General features: G+C 60.9%; 14 protein-coding genes. 3 read left to right on the top strand and 11 right to left on the bottom strand.

Features of this window, described 5'->3' with window-relative positions; genetic code table 11:
* Positions 1-154 precede the first annotated feature (154 nt).
* The 6 genes from J5289_RS16370 to J5289_RS16345 all read right to left on the bottom strand — a co-directional run bounded on the left by J5289_RS16370 (position 155) and on the right by J5289_RS16345 (position 11,318).
* A complete protein-coding gene (locus J5289_RS16370) occupies positions 155-1,390 on the bottom strand; it encodes a TadE/TadG family type IV pilus assembly protein (protein WP_209184905.1) in 1,236 nt (411 codons plus the stop codon).
* A gap of 117 nt (positions 1,391-1,507) precedes the next feature.
* A complete protein-coding gene (locus J5289_RS16365; protein WP_209184904.1) occupies positions 1,508-2,386 on the bottom strand; it encodes a transglutaminase family protein in 879 nt (292 codons plus the stop codon).
* Between the two features lie 3 nt (positions 2,387-2,389).
* A complete protein-coding gene (locus J5289_RS16360; RefSeq protein WP_209184903.1) occupies positions 2,390-4,807 on the bottom strand; it encodes a circularly permuted type 2 ATP-grasp protein in 2,418 nt (805 codons plus the stop codon).
* A 12-nt stretch (positions 4,808-4,819) separates the two neighbouring features.
* On the bottom strand, positions 4,820-8,140 hold the full coding sequence (locus J5289_RS16355; protein WP_209184902.1) for a DUF2126 domain-containing protein: 3,321 nt from the start codon (positions 8,138-8,140) through the stop codon (positions 4,820-4,822).
* Positions 8,141-8,556: 416 nt separating this feature from the next.
* Entirely contained in the window at positions 8,557-9,984 is a 1,428-nt protein-coding gene (locus J5289_RS16350) for a mannose-1-phosphate guanylyltransferase/mannose-6-phosphate isomerase (RefSeq protein ID WP_209184901.1), read from the bottom strand.
* A gap of 260 nt (positions 9,985-10,244) precedes the next feature.
* Entirely contained in the window at positions 10,245-11,318 is a 1,074-nt protein-coding gene (locus J5289_RS16345) for a DUF475 domain-containing protein (protein ID WP_209184986.1), read from the bottom strand.
* Positions 11,319-11,694: 376 nt separating this feature from the next.
* Here J5289_RS16345 and J5289_RS16340 point away from each other — a divergent pair, with 376 nt between their 5' ends.
* On the top strand, positions 11,695-11,901 hold the full coding sequence (locus J5289_RS16340) for a hypothetical protein (protein WP_209184900.1): 207 nt from the start codon (positions 11,695-11,697) through the stop codon (positions 11,899-11,901).
* Between the two features lie 55 nt (positions 11,902-11,956).
* Here the strand turns inward: J5289_RS16340 and J5289_RS16335 are convergent, their stop codons facing one another.
* Positions 11,957-12,430 carry a hypothetical protein gene (locus J5289_RS16335; protein ID WP_209206455.1) on the bottom strand — a complete coding sequence of 158 codons (474 nt, stop codon included), beginning with the start codon at positions 12,428-12,430 and terminating at the stop codon, positions 11,957-11,959.
* A 215-nt stretch (positions 12,431-12,645) separates the two neighbouring features.
* Here J5289_RS16335 and J5289_RS16330 point away from each other — a divergent pair, with 215 nt between their 5' ends.
* Positions 12,646-13,041 (top strand): hypothetical protein, encoded by a 396-nt coding sequence (locus tag J5289_RS16330; RefSeq protein WP_209184898.1) that lies wholly within the window; start codon positions 12,646-12,648, stop codon positions 13,039-13,041.
* A gap of 57 nt (positions 13,042-13,098) precedes the next feature.
* Here J5289_RS16330 and J5289_RS16325 read toward each other — a convergent pair whose 3' ends face one another.
* On the bottom strand, positions 13,099-13,314 hold the full coding sequence (locus J5289_RS16325) for a hypothetical protein (RefSeq protein WP_209184897.1): 216 nt from the start codon (positions 13,312-13,314) through the stop codon (positions 13,099-13,101).
* Between the two features lie 11 nt (positions 13,315-13,325).
* Complete coding sequence (locus J5289_RS16320) at positions 13,326-13,568, bottom strand: hypothetical protein (protein WP_142832548.1); 243 nt, start codon at positions 13,566-13,568, stop codon at positions 13,326-13,328.
* A gap of 354 nt (positions 13,569-13,922) precedes the next feature.
* Between J5289_RS16320 and J5289_RS16315 the strand changes: the two genes are divergently transcribed.
* Positions 13,923-14,234, top strand: coding sequence for a hypothetical protein (locus J5289_RS16315; protein WP_142832549.1), 312 nt, complete (start codon positions 13,923-13,925; stop codon positions 14,232-14,234).
* Positions 14,235-14,285: 51 nt separating this feature from the next.
* Here J5289_RS16315 and J5289_RS16310 read toward each other — a convergent pair whose 3' ends face one another.
* Positions 14,286-14,534 carry a hypothetical protein gene (locus J5289_RS16310; RefSeq protein WP_111222036.1) on the bottom strand — a complete coding sequence of 83 codons (249 nt, stop codon included), beginning with the start codon at positions 14,532-14,534 and terminating at the stop codon, positions 14,286-14,288.
* A 152-nt stretch (positions 14,535-14,686) separates the two neighbouring features.
* Positions 14,687-15,463, bottom strand: a complete 777-nt coding sequence (locus J5289_RS16305; RefSeq protein ID WP_142832550.1) for a hypothetical protein — start codon at positions 15,461-15,463, stop codon at positions 14,687-14,689.
* Positions 15,464-15,527: the final 64 nt, after the last annotated feature.

Here is a 15,527-nt window from a genome sequence, read left to right as displayed (position 1 = left end):
GGAAAATAGCCGGAGAGGTTGGTGCGGCACGTCAATTGCGCGCGCCAAAGGGCTGATTTCGGCAGCAAGCGACACCCTGAACGCGAAAGAAAACCCGCTCCGAGGGGTGGAGCGGGTGGGGTGGTTGGGTGAGATGTATCGGACCCATCTGGGCTTACTGGGTCATCCGGACCGTTTGGTCGGCAGCCTTCTGGCCGATTGACTTGAACGCTGCGACCAAGCTGATCATGTCATTTGCCTGGTAATAGTTGGAGATGTTGCCAGCGCAGGATTTGAGCATGTTCTGGCCGTTAGTAGGCGCCATAAACGCCACGGTGTAAATTGTTATGCCGGCATCGCGGGCGCTTTTGCAGCTGTTCAAGGTCGCTGTGTCCAGCGACGGGTTCCAGACGCTGCTGTGGCCTGTGTTTTCACCGTCCGTCATCAGCACTATGTATTTTGCAAACGTCTTGTTACCCTTCAGCAGTTGCGCTGATGCTTCGGCGTTTGCCGTCAGCGCGCTATATGCTTGGGCCATGGGGCCGCTCGCATCTGTGCCTCCTGTTGGCACGTCATCAATCCTGTTGACGTAGCTGCGCATCGAGGAACTTCCCCAGGTTTGCGGCTCGGGCTTGCCCGTGTCAGTGGTGTCTGTGTAGGTTAGCCCCCCGAGGCGAACGAGAACTTTCGTCGGGTCGCTCTTGTCCAACTGGTCAAACAGCACGCCAGCGGCCTGTTTGAGTGCAGCTATCTTGCTTACGTAGCAAGGCGCTGTGTAATAGGCGTATGGCCAAGACGATTCCGTGTAGTTCCAGCAAGCCAATTGGCTTGTGTCCTTCGTACTAGTGACCCAGGCCATTGAACCGGACTTGTCGAGAGCGAGAAACATGGAAAGCGCCTGACCGGTCGAGGTGGCCGCGGTCGCGCTGTTGCTGGAAGTCGAACTGGACGTTGCAATCGTGACCTGATTCCATCCCAACAGTTTGGTCATGCCGTTGACTTGCTGCGGAAAGCTGCCGTTTATCGACACGGCATAGCTTTTGCTGCCGGTGGTAGCATCGGTCGTGGGTGTGACATTGACCTTGGTGCCCGATTTCAGGGCCGCAAGAGTGGTCGCGTCGGACCCGAGATAATTTGCCATCTGGCCGGAGACGAAGTCCTTGCCGAAGGCTTGTGCATTCGTCGTGGTGGTCGTTCCGTCGGCCAATGCGCTGGCCGTCGCCAGTGCTGCGGCATCGGTCGCATTCTGCAGCTGGTTCTTCGACAACACCATGTTGGAGACGTCTACTGCCACTCCGGCGCCGGCAAATACGACGGGCACCGCTAGCGCCGTCAGAATGCCGAAATTGCCGCTCCGGTCGCTGAAAAAACGGCGCAAGCCGAAACCGGATCTGAAACTGGTGCTCATCATGTTCACCTAAGGTATTGCCCCACAACTCTGGGTACCCTAGTCGGGTAATCCTTTTCATTGCATTGACAACTTAGGTACGAATTGAGCGATCCGGCTGCATATTCCAGTTTTGGGAATCTAGCCGAGAGGAATGACGTCGACTGCCTGGTCGATCTTCTGGCTGCCGTAGCTCTTCAGCACGCCAATGACCGGTGCGACATCGGAATAGTCACGGCCGTAGGCGACGACGATGTGGTCTGTGCTCGCCGGTATATCGTTAGTCGGATCTAGCTCTATCCAGCCGACGGTTTCACCGCACCATGCGCGCACCCAGGCGTGCATTGCATCGGCGCCTTCGAGCCGCGTCTTGCCGGGTGGCGGGATGGTGCGGAGGAAGCCGCTGACGTAGCCGGCGGGGATGCCGAGGCTGCGCAGCGCGATAATCATGATGTGGGAGAAGTCCTGGCAGACGCCGCGTTTCAGCTTGAAAGCCTGGTCCGGCGTGGTGTCGACATTCGTCGCCTTGCCGTCATAGGTGAAGTCCTCGTAGATCTTCGAGCACATGGCGCGGGCGATCTGCATCACGGTGAGCGGGCTCGATGCCCACTGGCGGGCGTAGTCGGCGATCTCGGTGCTTTCAGAGAGGCGCGGACTGGCGCTCAGGAAATGGTGCGGAGACAAGGCATCGACAGACCAGCAATCGGCGATCTCGTCTGCTAGGTCCGGCAGAAGCGGCGAGAAATCTGCCGTGGTTGCGAGGCTTTCTACGTGTACACGGGCCTTCATCCGGATCTCGAGCTTTTCATGGGGCTTGCGCACCAGGAGCGAGGTCGTCGGATGCAGGAAGAAGTCGGTAAACAGCCTCTGCTCTTCCGGGACAGGCGAGATCGTCAGGGAACCCGCTACCAGCCGCTGGCGGCCCGGCAGCGACAGGGGCAGCAACCGCAGCATGTGACGGGCGTTGGAGGCCGGGATCTGGTAGGTATAGCCCATTTTCAGGGACAGGTCGTATTGCATGATCTATCCCAGATAGGTGTGAGCCAGAAGGTCCGACAGATGTTCGAGTTCGCGCTCAAGCCGTTGGTAGGCGTCGGCCGTCATGGTTTCAGGCGTCAACACTGCCAGGCCCGATTGTAGCCTGAGTGCCTCGCGACAGAAGGGCGACATCTGGCCATTGACTGTGGCGCCGGGAAGTTGCGCCACCTCGCGGTGGATCTCGTTCAGCTGGAACAGGATCGAGCGCGGATTGAGCGGGTCAAGGGCCAGGAGGTCGGTGACCGTCAGCCGCGCGGTATTGACGTTGTAGCGCCGACGGTGGGTCATGACGCTGTCGCCGATTTCGAGCAGCATGTCGAGCGATCCGTCCGGCGCATCCGGGCCTGACATATGGCCGAGTACACGGGTCATGAACAGGCCACGCTCGATGTAGCGACCGAGAGACAGGAAGCGCCAACCGGTGAAGCGGTACATGTTTTCGTGCACCAGACCGGCAAAGCCTGCAAGCTTGCGCAAAAGGATCGTCATCGCATGGCTGGCGTCGTCGCCGGCTTTCACGTGGTCCTTGAAACGTCGGGCGGTCTTGGCGAGATCGTTTAGGGCCAGCCAGCCGTCGGGGGAAAAGCGGTCGCGAATGTTGCTGGCGGAATAGACGGCGCTCTCGATATTGCGCAGCAGGGTTTCCGGCACAGCCTCCTTGGTGTCGATGTCGACGATGCCGAGATAGTCGCTGACGTCTGCCAGCAGCGGCTGGTTGGGATCGGCGGATTCTGCGAAACGGCCATGCCAGGCGCGAAGGATGCGCAGCGCGCCTTCGGCCCGCTCGATGTAGCGGCCCAGCCAGAACAGGTTGTCGGCAGCGCGGCTCGGCAGGCTTCCCGGCATGTTGCGCGTGAAAGTTTCCTCCGTCGGCAACAGCGTGCGGCGCTCGACGGGCTTGTCGCTGACGATCCAGACGTCGGCAGCCGATCCGCCCGACTGCATGGCGATGGCTGCCACATCGTCGCCGCTGCCGATGCGGGCAAAGCCGCCGGGCATGATCTTCCAGCCGTTCTCGGTGCGGGCGGCAAAGACACGCAGGCTCATCGGCCGCGGCTGCAGCTTGCCGTTTATCCAGGCCGGAGTGGTCGACAGGGTGACGACCTCCTGTCCGACCAGCTTGCGACCGTCGCTCTTCAGCCAGTCGGCAATCGATTCCTTTGCCGTGGCGCGCAGGGTCGAGCCGAGCACGGATTGTCCGTTGTCGTCGAAGAAGGGAAGTCGGGAATAGGCCGGCCCGATCACCATCTTCTCGATGTTGCGGGCGACCTGGGCGCGCTCGGCCTTCTGGCCGCACCACCAGGTGGCGATCGAGGGCAGTTTCAGCTCTTCGCCCAGCAGGTGGCGCGATATCGTTGGCATGAAGGCCAGCAGCGCCCGCGTCTCGAGCACACCGGAGCCGAGCGCATTGACGATGGTCACCGATTGCGAGCGCAACGCCTCGACAAGGCCGGGCGTGCCGATATGGGAGTGCTGCGCGAGTTCCAGGGGGTCGGCATAGTTTGAGTCCAGGCGACGCCAGAGGACGCTGATCGGCTTCAGTCCGGCGACGGTGCGTACCATCACCTGGTTATTGACGACGGTCAGGTCTTCGCCCTCGAGCAGCATGAAGCCGAGGTAGCGAGCGATGTACGCGTGCTCGTAATAGGTTTCGTTTGCGGGGCCGGGCGAGAGAACCGCGATCCTGCCGTCACCGCCCTGCTTCATGGCCTGCAACGTATCGCGGAAGGCGCCGAAGAACGAGGCGAGCCGATGCACGCTGGCATCGGCATAGAGATCGGAAAAGGCACGGGTCGTGGCAACGCGGGTTTCAAGCGCGAAGCCCGCTCCTGACGGGGCCTGCGTCCTGTCGGCCAGCACCCACCAGTTGCCATCTGGCCCACGGCCGATCTCGAAAGCCAGGAAATGCAGATAGTGGCCGCCCGCCGGTTTCACGCCGACCAGCGGTCTCAGGAATTCCGGGTTGGAGCCCACTAAAGCCGGTGGGAGATAGCCTTCCTTGACCAGGGTGTTGTCGCCGTAGATGTCGGCGATGACCTTTTCCAGCAGGTTCGCGCGCTGCACCAGGCCTTCCGACAGGGTCTGCCATTCACGCTCGTCGATAAGCACTGGAATATGCGATATCGGCCAGTTGCGTTCAGTGACACCCTTGGTGCCGTAGTCGCGGTAGAAGACGCCGGCATCGCGGAGATAACGGTCGGCGCGGGCAAAGCGCTCGTGCAGCTCCTTTTCCGGCATGCGGCTGAGGCCCGCCAGAAACTTCTGCCAGACGGGACGCACGGCGCCGGATTTGTCGACCATCTCGTCGGCGACGCCGGGCATGGCGGCATAGGCAAAGGCCGGATCGATGCCGATGTCAGCCGTTGCCTTTTCCGTGCCTACAGTTGCCGGTTTCTTGGACATCGCGTTCTCAGTTCAAATTCCGGTCGGACGCCTGAGATCCAGGGTCAGCGGAAATTCCGGGGATGTCAGTTCTGGCCGCAGGGGATAGGCGCCAGCAGTGTGGCCCCACGGTTCGAAGCGGGCAAGGCGGCGAGCTTCCGCCTCGTTGTTGTTCACCGGGAAAGTCTCATAGTTGCGACCGCCGGGATGCGCAACATGGTAGATGCAGCCGCCGATCGACCGCTGCGACCACGTATCGTAGATATCGAAGGTCAGCGGCGTGTTGACGGGCAGTACCGGGTGCAGCCCGGAGGCCGGATGCCAGGCCTTGAAACGCACGCCGGCCACCGAGACGCCGGCGACGCCGGTCGGTGTCAACGGCACGGCGCGACCGTTGCAGGCGACCGTGTAGCGAGACGGGTTATTGCTCTCCAGCCGGACCTGCAGCCTCTCGACCGATGAATCGACGAAGCGAACAGTTCCGCCGATTGCCCCTTCCTCGCCCATGACATGCCATGGTTCGAGTGCCTGGCGAAGTTCCAGCTTGTTGCCTTCGTATTCGACTTCGCCCGAGAACGGGAAACGGAATTCGAGCTGTGCCTGGAACCACTCCGGCCTGAGGTCAAAGCCGTGGGCCTTGAGATCGGCCAGCACGTCGAGGAAATCCTGCCAGATATAGTGCGGTAGCATGAAGCGGTCGTGCAGCGACGTTCCCCAGCGGACAAGACGGCCGTCGATCGGCTCCTTCCAGAAGCGTGCGATGAGCGCGCGGACCAGCAATTGCTGGGCAAGACTCATGCGGGCATTCGGCGGCATTTCGAAGCCACGGAATTCGACGAGGCCGAGGCGGCCCGTCGGGCCATCCGGGGAAAACAGCTTGTCGATGCAGATTTCCGAGCGGTGGGTGTTGCCGGTGACGTCGATCAGCACGTTGCGGAACAGCCGGTCCACTAGCCACGGAAGCGGCGGCTCGCCCATTCCCGGCGCGGGGACCTGCGCCATGGCTATTTCCAGCTCGTAGAGGCTGTCGTGACGGGCTTCGTCGAAGCGCGGCGCCTGGCTGGTCGGGCCGATGAACAGGCCGGAGAACAGATAGGACATCGAGGGATGGCGCTGCCAGTGCAGAACCAGGCTCTTCAGTAGATCCGGGCGGCGCAGGAACGGGCTGTCGGCGGGGTTTTTGCCGCCGACGACGACGTGGTTACCGCCGCCGGTGCCGGTGTGCCGACCGTCGATCAGGAACTTGTCGGTGCCGAGACGGGTCTGGCGCGCCTCTTCATAGACGGTCGTGGTGATGGCGACACATTCCTGCCAGCTGGCGGCCGGGTGGATGTTGACCTCGATGACGCCGGGGTCGGGCGCGACGCGGATGACGTTGATGCGCTCGTCGTGGGGCGGCGGATAGCCTTCGATATGGATCGGAAGGTTGAGCTCGGCGGCTGCGTTTTCAGCGGCAGCGATCAGCTCGAGGTAGTCCTCGATGCGCTCGACCGGCGGCATGAACACGCAGAGGCGGCCATCGCGCGGCTCCACAGACATGGCCGTGCGCACCGCGCCACCGATTTCACCGATGGTCTGCTCGACCCGCGATTGGCCGCTGTCGTCGGTCTGGAAGGAGGCTTCCGGCATGGCGCGGCCGGCCGGCACCACGACATCAGGCAGCGGTACGCGGGGGATCGAGGGATCTGCCTCGTGGATGTAGGGATAGCTCGAAGGCGGCACGTAGGGCAGGGTGCCGAGCGGCAGGCGATAGCCGACGGGGCTGTCGCCGGGCACGAGGAAGATCTTGCCGCGGCGGGTCTTCCATTTTTCGCTGATCCAGCGCTGGCCGCTGGCCTTGGCGTTCCACGCCTGCACCGGCAGGATGTAGCCGGTCGCAACCGTCAGGCCGCGCTCGAAAACGCGAGCGATGCGGTTGCGCTCCTCGGGGTCCTTGAGCTTCGAATTCGACGGATCGACATTTTCGGGCAGGCTGCCTTCCTTGATGATCCATTCGGCCGGATCTTCATAGGCCGGCAGCACCATGTCGGGCTCGATGGCCAGCTCCCTGGCGATGGCGGTGAGGAGTTTACCGGCATCCTCGGCCTTGACGCCGGTGTCGGCGCCTTCGGCGGCAATGAGGGCGGGGTTCTGCCAGATCGGCTTGCCGTCCTTGCGCCAATAAAGTGAGAAGGTCCAGCGCGGCAGGCTTTCGCCCGGATACCATTTGCCCTGGCCGTAATGCAGGAAGCCGCCGGGTGCAAAGCGTTCGCGCAGCTTGCGGATAAGCTTGTCGGCGAGATCGCGCTTCGTCGGGCCGACGGCAGCAGTGTTCCATTCCTCGCCCTGCAGGTCGTCTATCGACACAAAGGTCGGTTCGCCGCCCATGGTCAGGCGGACATCTTGGTCGACCAGAACCTTGTCGACGGCCTCGCCGAGGGCGTTCAGCGCTTGCCAGGACTCCTCTGAAAACGGCTTGGTGATCCGCGGATGCTCGGCGACGCGGGTCACGTTCATGGCGAAATCGAATTCGGTGTTGGCCTGGCCGAAGATGGCGCCGGAGATCGGCGCGGCATTGCGATAGTGCGGGGTGGCGGCCAGCGGGATGTGGCTTTCGCCGGTCAGGAGGCCGGAGGTCGGGTCGAGGCCGATCCAGCCTGCACCGGGCAGGTAGACTTCGCACCAAGCGTGCAGGTCGGTGAAATCGACTTCCGTGCCGGAGGGGCCGTCGAGCGCCTTCAGGTCAGGAGCCAGCTGGATCAGGTAGCCGGAAACGAAACGGGCGGCAAAGCCGAGGTTGCGCAGCACTTCGACCAACAGCCAGCTGGTGTCGCGGCAGGAGCCAAGCGCTGCCAGCAGCGTTTCCTCCGGCGTCTGGACGCCGGGCTCCATGCGGATCACGTAGTTGATGTCGCGCTGCAGGCGGGCATTCAGGTCGACGACGAAATTCGTGGTGCCGGTCGGGGAGCGGTCGATGGTCGCCATGAAGGCCGCCAACGCGTCGCTCATGGGTTCCGGCTGCATGTAGATCTTCAAGTCGTCGCGCAGATCCTCCGGATAGTCGAAGGGCCACATCTGCGCCGATTCCTCGACGAAGAAATCGAACGGATTATAGACCGTCATGTCGGCGACGAGATCGACCTCGATCTTGAATTCGGTAACAGGATCGGGAAAGACGTAGCGCGCCAGGTAGTTGCCGTAAGGGTCCTGCTGCAGGTTGACGAAGTGATTTTCCGGCGAAATCTTCAGCGAATGGCTGATGACGCGGGTCTTCGAATGCGAGGCCGGTTTCAGCCTTATGATCTGCGGCCCGAGCCGGACCGGCGTGTCATACTTGTAGTGCGTCAGGTGGTAGATACTTGCTTTGATGGACATATTTTTTTCTTTTGCCAGCTATTCCCGAGGGGATAGTGTGCAATGCAACGACAGAAAGCAAGGCGCTTTACCGACCGTGTCCACATCCTGGCGCTAAAGCGCCAATAGCGGGCCTTTGCCCGCCGTCAGACGGCTGCCAAACTTCAAGAAGCTTTGTTTGACGAGGGCGATACCCCACTCGCCGTGATCCTCGCCCTTGTGGCGGGTGGCCAGAGATACGACGTCTGTCGGGTCAAAGACTCCTTCAGCTCAAGGACTTGAGCTGACTGGATCCCCGCCACAAGGGCGAGGAAGAGGGGGAGTGAGGGCGAGGAGGATGGGAGGAGAGTTTGGCAACCGGTTACAGGTCACTCGGGAATTTGCAGTAGTCTGACGGCGGGCTGTCGCCCGCCGCTGGTCCGTTGCAGACGTATGCCTCAGGTGCGGCCGAATTCGTCGTTGAGGCGGATGATGTCGTCCTCGCCGAAATAGGAGCCGGTCTGCACCTCGATGAGCTCCAGCAGGATCTTGCCCGGATTGGCCATGCGGTGGACTTCGCCGAGCGGGATGTAGACGGACTCGTTCTCGCGCACGACCTGCACCTTGTCGCCGATGGTGACTTCGGCCGTTCCCTTGACGACGATCCAGTGCTCGGAGCGGTGATGGTGTTTCTGCAGCGACAGCTTCTTGCCGGGCGTCACGAAGATGCGCTTCACCTGGAAGCGGTCGCTCTTGATCAGCGACGTGTAGCCGCCCCAGGGGCGATAGGACGTGGGATGGGTTTCGGTGAGTGTCGCGGTCTTCTTGTGGCCGGCCAGCAGCTTGACCAGCTTGCCGACGTCCTGGCTGTCCTTCAGATGTCCGACATAGACGGCATCTTCGGATGCGATGACGGCGACGTTCTCGAGACCCTGCACGGCAAGATGAGTACCGTGGGTCATGACGAGAGAGTTTTTGGTGTTGACCAGCGTCGTGTTGCCGGCCGACACGTTGCCGTTCTCGTCCTGCTTGCCGACCTTCCAAACCGAATCCCAGCTGCCGAGGTCCGACCACAGGAAGGACGAGGGGACAACGGCGGCGTTCGACGTCTTTTCCATGACGGCATAGTCGATGGATATGTCGGGGCTCTTGGAAAAGGCCTCGCTGTCCAGACGGGTAAAGTCGAGATCGCGAACGCCCTTGGCAAGGGCTTCCTTGGCCGCCTTGACCACGGCCGGTGCAAATTCGGTCAGCTCCGCCAGCAGCGGCGTCACCGGAAAAACGAAGATGCCGGAATTCCAGTAAAAGCCGCCGGCAGCGAGCATCGCTTCGGCCTTGTCGGCGGGTGGCTTCTCGATGAAGCGTTTGACCGCATGGGCGCCAGAGGCCAGCGACTTTCCGACTTCGATATAACCGTAGCCGGTGGCAGGCTCGGTCGGGGTGATGCCGAAGGTGACCAGCTTGCCTTCCGCCGCCGTGGCACGGGCGATGCGGATGCAATCGAAATAGGTGGCGTCTGCCGTGATCTCGTGGTCGGAGGCCAGAACCTGGATGATGGTGTCGTTGCCGAAAAGATCGTTGGCGAGCGTTGCGGCGGCGGCGACGGCGGGGGCTGTGTTGCGGGCAACCGGTTCGAGCAACACGGCTGCAAGTTCGATGCCGAGTTCGCGGGCCTGCTCGGCCACGAGGAAACGGAACTCCTCATTGGTGACGACGATGGCCGCTTCGTAAAGGTCCCTGTCGGAAACGCGCGACAGGGTGTTCTGAAACAGTGTCTGGTCTCCCACGAACTGGATAAACTGCTTTGGCGCCGTGGCGCGCGACAGCGGCCACAATCGAGTTCCCTTGCCACCGGCCATGATGACCGGGACGATTTTTGCTGCCATGAATTCGATCCTCTTTAAAACTTGTCGTCGATGAATTTCTGCAGGCGAGGCCGCCCTGGCCGCCCTGCAAAACTCCTGCAAGGTCGTCTAACGCAAATCTCTGCGGCCCTTTTTAGCCGCCAAAAGCAGCGTGATTCTACCGGGTATTTCTGTTTCTCCAACCGTTCGTTTTGAAATATGTCATTAAATCAAAGGCAAGGTTAAGGCAGTTTGCGATCTCGGCATAGTCCGACCTGCGCAAAACCTTGCTTCGATCCGTCTCAGGGCGTTTCGTCTGGACGCAGGCTCGTCGAGTGTGCGCTATTCTCGTGACGCTTGTTATAGCGCACCGAAGACCAGAAAGAGAGGCCGATCAGGGCCGCGCCGCCGAGGCCGGTCACTACCTCAGGGATGTGAACCAACGTCTGGACGAACATAATGACCGCCAGGATGAGGATGGCATAGAAGGCACCGTGTTCGAGGTACCGGTATTCGGCAAGTGTGCCTTTCTCGACCAGCATGATGGTCATGGAGCGGACGTACATCGCGCCGATGCCGAGGCCGATGGCGATGACGAACAGGTTCTGGGTCAGTGCGAATGCGCCGATGACGCCGTCGAAGGAGAAGCTGGCATCGAGCACCTCGAGGTAGATGAAGGCGCCGACGCCGCCTCGGGCAGCCTCGCTCATGGTCCGCTGCGATGCATCGAGCAGGCCGCCGAGCACTTCGACGAGCAGGAATGTCAGCAGGCCGTAGATGGCTGCGTAGAGGAAGCGAGTGGCATCGTCGCCATCGAGAAGCGCGGCAAAACCCAGCATCGTGATCAGCACGATCGAGATCTCGACGCCCTTGATGGTGGCAAACCGCGCCATGGCCTTTTCAAGAAAAGCGATCCAGTGGACGTCTTTCTCGTTGTTGAAGAAATAGGTCAGTCCGACCATCATCAGGAAGCTGCCGCCGAAGGCTGCGATCGGCAGATGGGCTGTCTTCATGATGCTGGCATATTGTTCGGGTTCGACCGCCGCCATGCGCAGCGCTTCCCATGGGCCGATCTCGCCGGCGACGGCAACGATCGCCAGCGGGAAGACGATCCGCATGCCGAAGACGGCAATCAGGATGCCCCATGTCAGGAACCGCTGCTGCCAGACAGGCGTCATCTGTTTCAGCTTGTTGGCATTGACGATGGCATTGTCGAAGGAGAGCGAGATTTCCAGGACGGCAAGCACGACGCAGATGAAAAACACGGTGGCCATGCCACCCAGCGTTCCCGTCATTTTCCAGCCGAGAAATCCGCCGCCGATCAACCCGACGACGGTAACGATAATGGCCCATCTGAAATAGGACAGGACCGGCATGCCCGATCCCTGGCCAGTCCCTGAGCCTGATGTTGGGCGCGTCATGGGCGCACCTGTGGGGCAGGGGACGCGGGAAGGCGAAATGCGGGTAGACGTCGCGTGCCTTCGACGGCATGCGAGAAAAGCATGGTCAGCTTGTTCATGGGGATAAATCCGCCGGCTTGTCTGCAGGCGGTACCGACATCACGAGAGCGCCGTAAAAACTCTCGCCAGAGGGGCCCGGCACCAGTGTTATCCGCGGCAGATGTCCTTGATCCGCAGAGCCTCATAGGTAAGGAGATTGCCGTCGTGGTCAAGAGCGGAGCGGGAACCAAATCAACAGGTCGACGTTGAACCTCAGGTTGCATCCCGCAACCGGATTGCGGAGGAGGCAGTCATGGAGCATATCACTCAACAGACAGGAACGAAATTCGACGCGGTGCAGCCACGAAAATTCGGCCGACCCAACGCCTTGCGGAAGGCTCAGGTCCTGCCGCCACACCAAGTGGACCTCACCCTGTCGTCGGCGCCGCGCGACGATCTCCGCGTGCCGGCAACGATAAGCGGTGCCGTGATGTCGAAGCGGATCGACCGGCAAGGCTAAAGCAGCGTTTCTCGATAACTGGCCCACTGGCGCCGGCTAACCGGCGCCGCGAAAGCTACTTCTTTGCAGGTGTGTCGCCACCGGTGCGGAAGCCGCCAGTGAACTTCGAGTCCTTCGATTCCGCCGAGCATTCGATCGCCACTTCCTTACCGCTGTAAGGATTTCCGAAGGTGCATGTTCCCGCGGCCTTGACCTGGCCGGTCATGGTCGTGCCGGCGCCGGAAACGACCATGTTCAGCGCCAGGCGGACGTTGCCGTTCGATGCGGCCTTGATCGTCTTGCCATCGCCGGCGAAGCCCAGCATCTTGCCCTCGGATGTGAAGATGAAGGTCACGGTGCCGTTAGGGGCGGTGACGCTTGCAAGCTCGTTCTTGCACTTCTTCGTAGCGTCGAGCTTGCCGACCACCAGCTTGGCACATTTGCCTTTAAGCACGATGGCGCCGGGCCCGCCGGGAAAGGTCTGCGCCGAGGCAGCGCCTGCCGTAAGAGCGATCAGGGTCGTTACCAGTGCCAGGCTTGTCGTCCGCATTCAAAAGTCTCCGATTTTCAACTTGTAGCGTCGTCCGGCATCAGGCCGACCACGATGCATACGCCCAGCCATATGGTGCAAGGGCAGTTTCTTTAAAGGCAGGCACATGAATGGAAAATGAAGGCGTTGCTCCAGACCCGTTCATTCCGCTCAGATTAAAGGGTATCATCGCTCGACGCGGTTCGCCGCGGGTCGGGATCAATGAGGAGGGGACCATGAAAACGAGAATTTCGACGGCCATTTTGGCCGCAATGCTGATGGGGGGCACAGTTGTTTCCTTGCCGCCGGTGGCCGCAGCGCAGGACGTCCAGTTTGAAATCGGACGCCACCGTCCCCCACCGCCGGATTACCAGCAGGACGACGAGGATGCTCCGCAGCCGGAATATGGCTACCATCGTCCGCGCCCTGACTATGATCGTCCTCCGCCGCGCGACTATGGAAGGCGCGGATGCGATCCTCGTCAGGCCGTCGCCATGGCCAGTCGCAACGGGCTTCGGCACGCCCACGTCGTTGACGTCTCTCCGCGTCGGATAACGGTAGATGGCTTCACCCGTCGCGGGCCGGACGAGATGGTTTTCGGCAACGTGCGCGGGTGCCCAAGCCTCGATTGATGTTTTTCCGGCATGTGCGCTCCAAGGCGCGCATGCCGTTTTGGCACGACTGCGGTTCTAGCCGCCTGCGCCGCCTGACGCGTCATCCATAAATTCCGGGTACTGCACAGTTTGCTGCGTGTCTTCGGGTTGTGCCGTCCCGTCGTCGCCAATGTAATCATGGGCGCCGAGCCATTCAGCGAGTATTTTCGAGACGGCTGCATCACGACCTAGCCCATGGTCTGCCATATACCGCGCAAGGGCCTCGTCGATATCTTTGGGCAAAGTGGTCATCGCGGCGTCTCTCAATCGAATTCCGGGATCTGGCCATGCTGGTAGAGGATGATCGTCGGGCCTTCCTCGCCAACGGCAGGGTTTGCCTCGCGGCTCCATGCCACCACGCCTGCGTGATCGTTGATGAGCGTCTGTGCAGCGTAGACAGCTGATTCTTCCGTTTCCATCTGTCGCGGGCCGAAGGCTGGTTCGAGCCTGCCATCCGCATCGCGGTCAAAGGCTGTCACGACGATCATCTTGCGAAATCCCGGCATTGGCTTTCCTCGCGTACGCGGCTCGATTATGACAGCGGCAGTCACTGCAAGGGCAACGCGTCGGTACGGGCGGATGTTCCGTTGTCACACAGGCTTCAAATATTTCGTCGAAAACGGTGCTCGGTTGGCGTTTTAGAACCAGCCCATTAGACGCGCGGACCCTATGAGGCTGCCGGCGATCGACAGCAGAGCCATGATGATGATGACGGAAAAGACGATGGCGCGTGACATGGACAACTCCTTAACCCCGGCTTAGTAACATCAGGCGCCGGCCGCCTGCAATGGAACAAAAGAGCGCGGTCAGCATTCCGAACCGGGCAATCGTGCCGTTCGGTCGTGACAGAGAGAGCCATCATGAAGATTATGCTTGGATTGGGACTTGCCTTAAGTCTTGCTTGCGTTTCGGCCGCTGCAAGCCCGGGCGAATATCAGTACTATTTTGGCGGTCCCGTCGACCAGACCCCAACCCTTGCGGCAAAATTCGACAGGGCGTCGGACTATTGCGCAGTTGAAGCCAGCCGGCCCGACCGCGGCTCCAGCGATGTGCACAGCTACATCCATACGGTCGCCATGCGGAATTGCCTTGCCCGTTACAATTTCATCGACCGCGGTGTCTATTCCGCACTGCCGATCACGCTCGGGCTGGACCACTTCATCGATAGATAAGCTGTGCGCCGCTCGATAAAGCGATGAGAGTGGCTACAACGTCAACCTGGTTCAGGCGGTGCCACCGCCTGCGCCTCCGCTCTTTTCGATCGCGGATACCATTTCACGGGTGCTGTCGGCCAGGAGATCGGCGTTTTCATGGGCTGCAGCGTCGTCCATGCCCGACTGCAGACCGATGCTGACCCAGCTTTCGTGTAGACCGTTGATATAGTCGTCCCGATCTTCCGCATCGATCTCAAGCACGTGCATTGCGGCCGTGCGGACGAATTCGGTCATGGCCTGGTCCAGGTCAGCTGTCATATTATTCCTCGATCTGATGTAACAGCTATTTGGCGACCTGGTGACGATCGTCAAGCGCATGCGTTACATTTGTCGAGTAACCGGACCTCCAAACGCGTCGCCAGCCAGAGCCGGCGGCGGCGCGTTTTGCGCCGACTTTGCAGTCCAGATTATTATATTTTCGACGGCTGGTTTTTCGGCAGGATGAAATCTACGCCCAGCATATGCAGCCACATCCGCTCGAGAATGTAGCCGTGGGCAACGACGCCCGCAGTTGAGAAATCGATTGCCAGTCTCAGCGAGATCGGCGGAATAGCCGCCACGCGCGCATTCCGGGCAGCGAAGATGGCGCCATAGGAAAAGACGCCGAGCGAGTGGCGGTCGGCTTTTTCGGCGATGTGATCGAGTTTGCAATGCCTGAGGAAGTGGGCTGCGATATTGCCGCCGTCCGGAAGGCCGTGGAGGATGCGATAGACCATGCCCATGCCATTGGCGCCCGCATCGACGAATTCGGGAGCGCCCCAGGCCGTTAGTGAAAAACGCTCCGGCCGTACGCGCAACCGTCCACCAAGCTGGGCCTGATAGTCGTCCAGCAGGGCTATCGGCGGAATATTGTTCTCGGCGATCCAGCACCACGACAAGGGCTGCACATCATCCCAGTCGCGCCAGTTCTTTAGAAGCTCGATGAAGTCGGGGCTATGGGCGTGCGGGTCCGCCTGCGCATAGACGGTGAAGTCCTGGTCGTTGCCCACCTGCGTCATCATGTGATGAAGGTAGGTCTCCGATTCGCGACCGACATTCGGTCGATCGATGATGCGGAAGGCGCGATCGAGCACCTCGGGCGCGACGATCTTCTCGCCCTTGTTGTAGATGATGATGTCGAAATCATCCGGGATTTGATGAATCCAGTCGAGGGATTCGTTGTATCGTGCCAAAATCACGGAATTCACGAGCGATGCCTCCTCTAAGCCTCTCGATCACGCGCTCTGGACGAGAGTGTAGTTCAATGACGGG

The organism is Rhizobium sp. B230/85, from assembly GCF_019355735.1.
Classification (GTDB): Bacteria; Pseudomonadota; Alphaproteobacteria; order Rhizobiales; family Rhizobiaceae; genus Rhizobium; species Rhizobium rhododendri.
Note: the sequence above shows the minus strand (reverse complement) of the source record. Positions and strands in the feature narration are given on the sequence as shown.

What these genes read in the sequence shown, in the direction of transcription:
- J5289_RS16370 (WP_209184905.1), bottom strand. Translation starts at nt 1,390, where the DNA reads ATGATGAGCACCAGTTTCAGATCCGGTTTCGGCTTGCGCCGTTTTTTC.
- J5289_RS16365 (WP_209184904.1), bottom strand. Translation starts at nt 2,386, where the DNA reads ATGCAATACGACCTGTCCCTGAAAATGGGCTATACCTACCAGATCCCG.
- J5289_RS16360 (WP_209184903.1), bottom strand. Translation starts at nt 4,807, where the DNA reads ATGTCCAAGAAACCGGCAACTGTAGGCACGGAAAAGGCAACGGCTGAC.
- J5289_RS16355 (WP_209184902.1), bottom strand. Translation starts at nt 8,140, where the DNA reads ATGTCCATCAAAGCAAGTATCTACCACCTGACGCACTACAAGTATGAC.
- J5289_RS16350 (WP_209184901.1), bottom strand. Translation starts at nt 9,984, where the DNA reads ATGGCAGCAAAAATCGTCCCGGTCATCATGGCCGGTGGCAAGGGAACT.
- J5289_RS16345 (WP_209184986.1), bottom strand. Translation starts at nt 11,318, where the DNA reads ATGCCGGTCCTGTCCTATTTCAGATGGGCCATTATCGTTACCGTCGTC.
- J5289_RS16340 (WP_209184900.1), top strand. Translation starts at nt 11,695, where the DNA reads ATGGAGCATATCACTCAACAGACAGGAACGAAATTCGACGCGGTGCAG.
- J5289_RS16335 (WP_209206455.1), bottom strand. Translation starts at nt 12,430, where the DNA reads ATGCGGACGACAAGCCTGGCACTGGTAACGACCCTGATCGCTCTTACG.
- J5289_RS16330 (WP_209184898.1), top strand. Translation starts at nt 12,646, where the DNA reads ATGAAAACGAGAATTTCGACGGCCATTTTGGCCGCAATGCTGATGGGG.
- J5289_RS16325 (WP_209184897.1), bottom strand. Translation starts at nt 13,314, where the DNA reads ATGACCACTTTGCCCAAAGATATCGACGAGGCCCTTGCGCGGTATATG.
- J5289_RS16320 (WP_142832548.1), bottom strand. Translation starts at nt 13,568, where the DNA reads ATGCCGGGATTTCGCAAGATGATCGTCGTGACAGCCTTTGACCGCGAT.
- J5289_RS16315 (WP_142832549.1), top strand. Translation starts at nt 13,923, where the DNA reads ATGAAGATTATGCTTGGATTGGGACTTGCCTTAAGTCTTGCTTGCGTT.
- J5289_RS16310 (WP_111222036.1), bottom strand. Translation starts at nt 14,534, where the DNA reads ATGACAGCTGACCTGGACCAGGCCATGACCGAATTCGTCCGCACGGCC.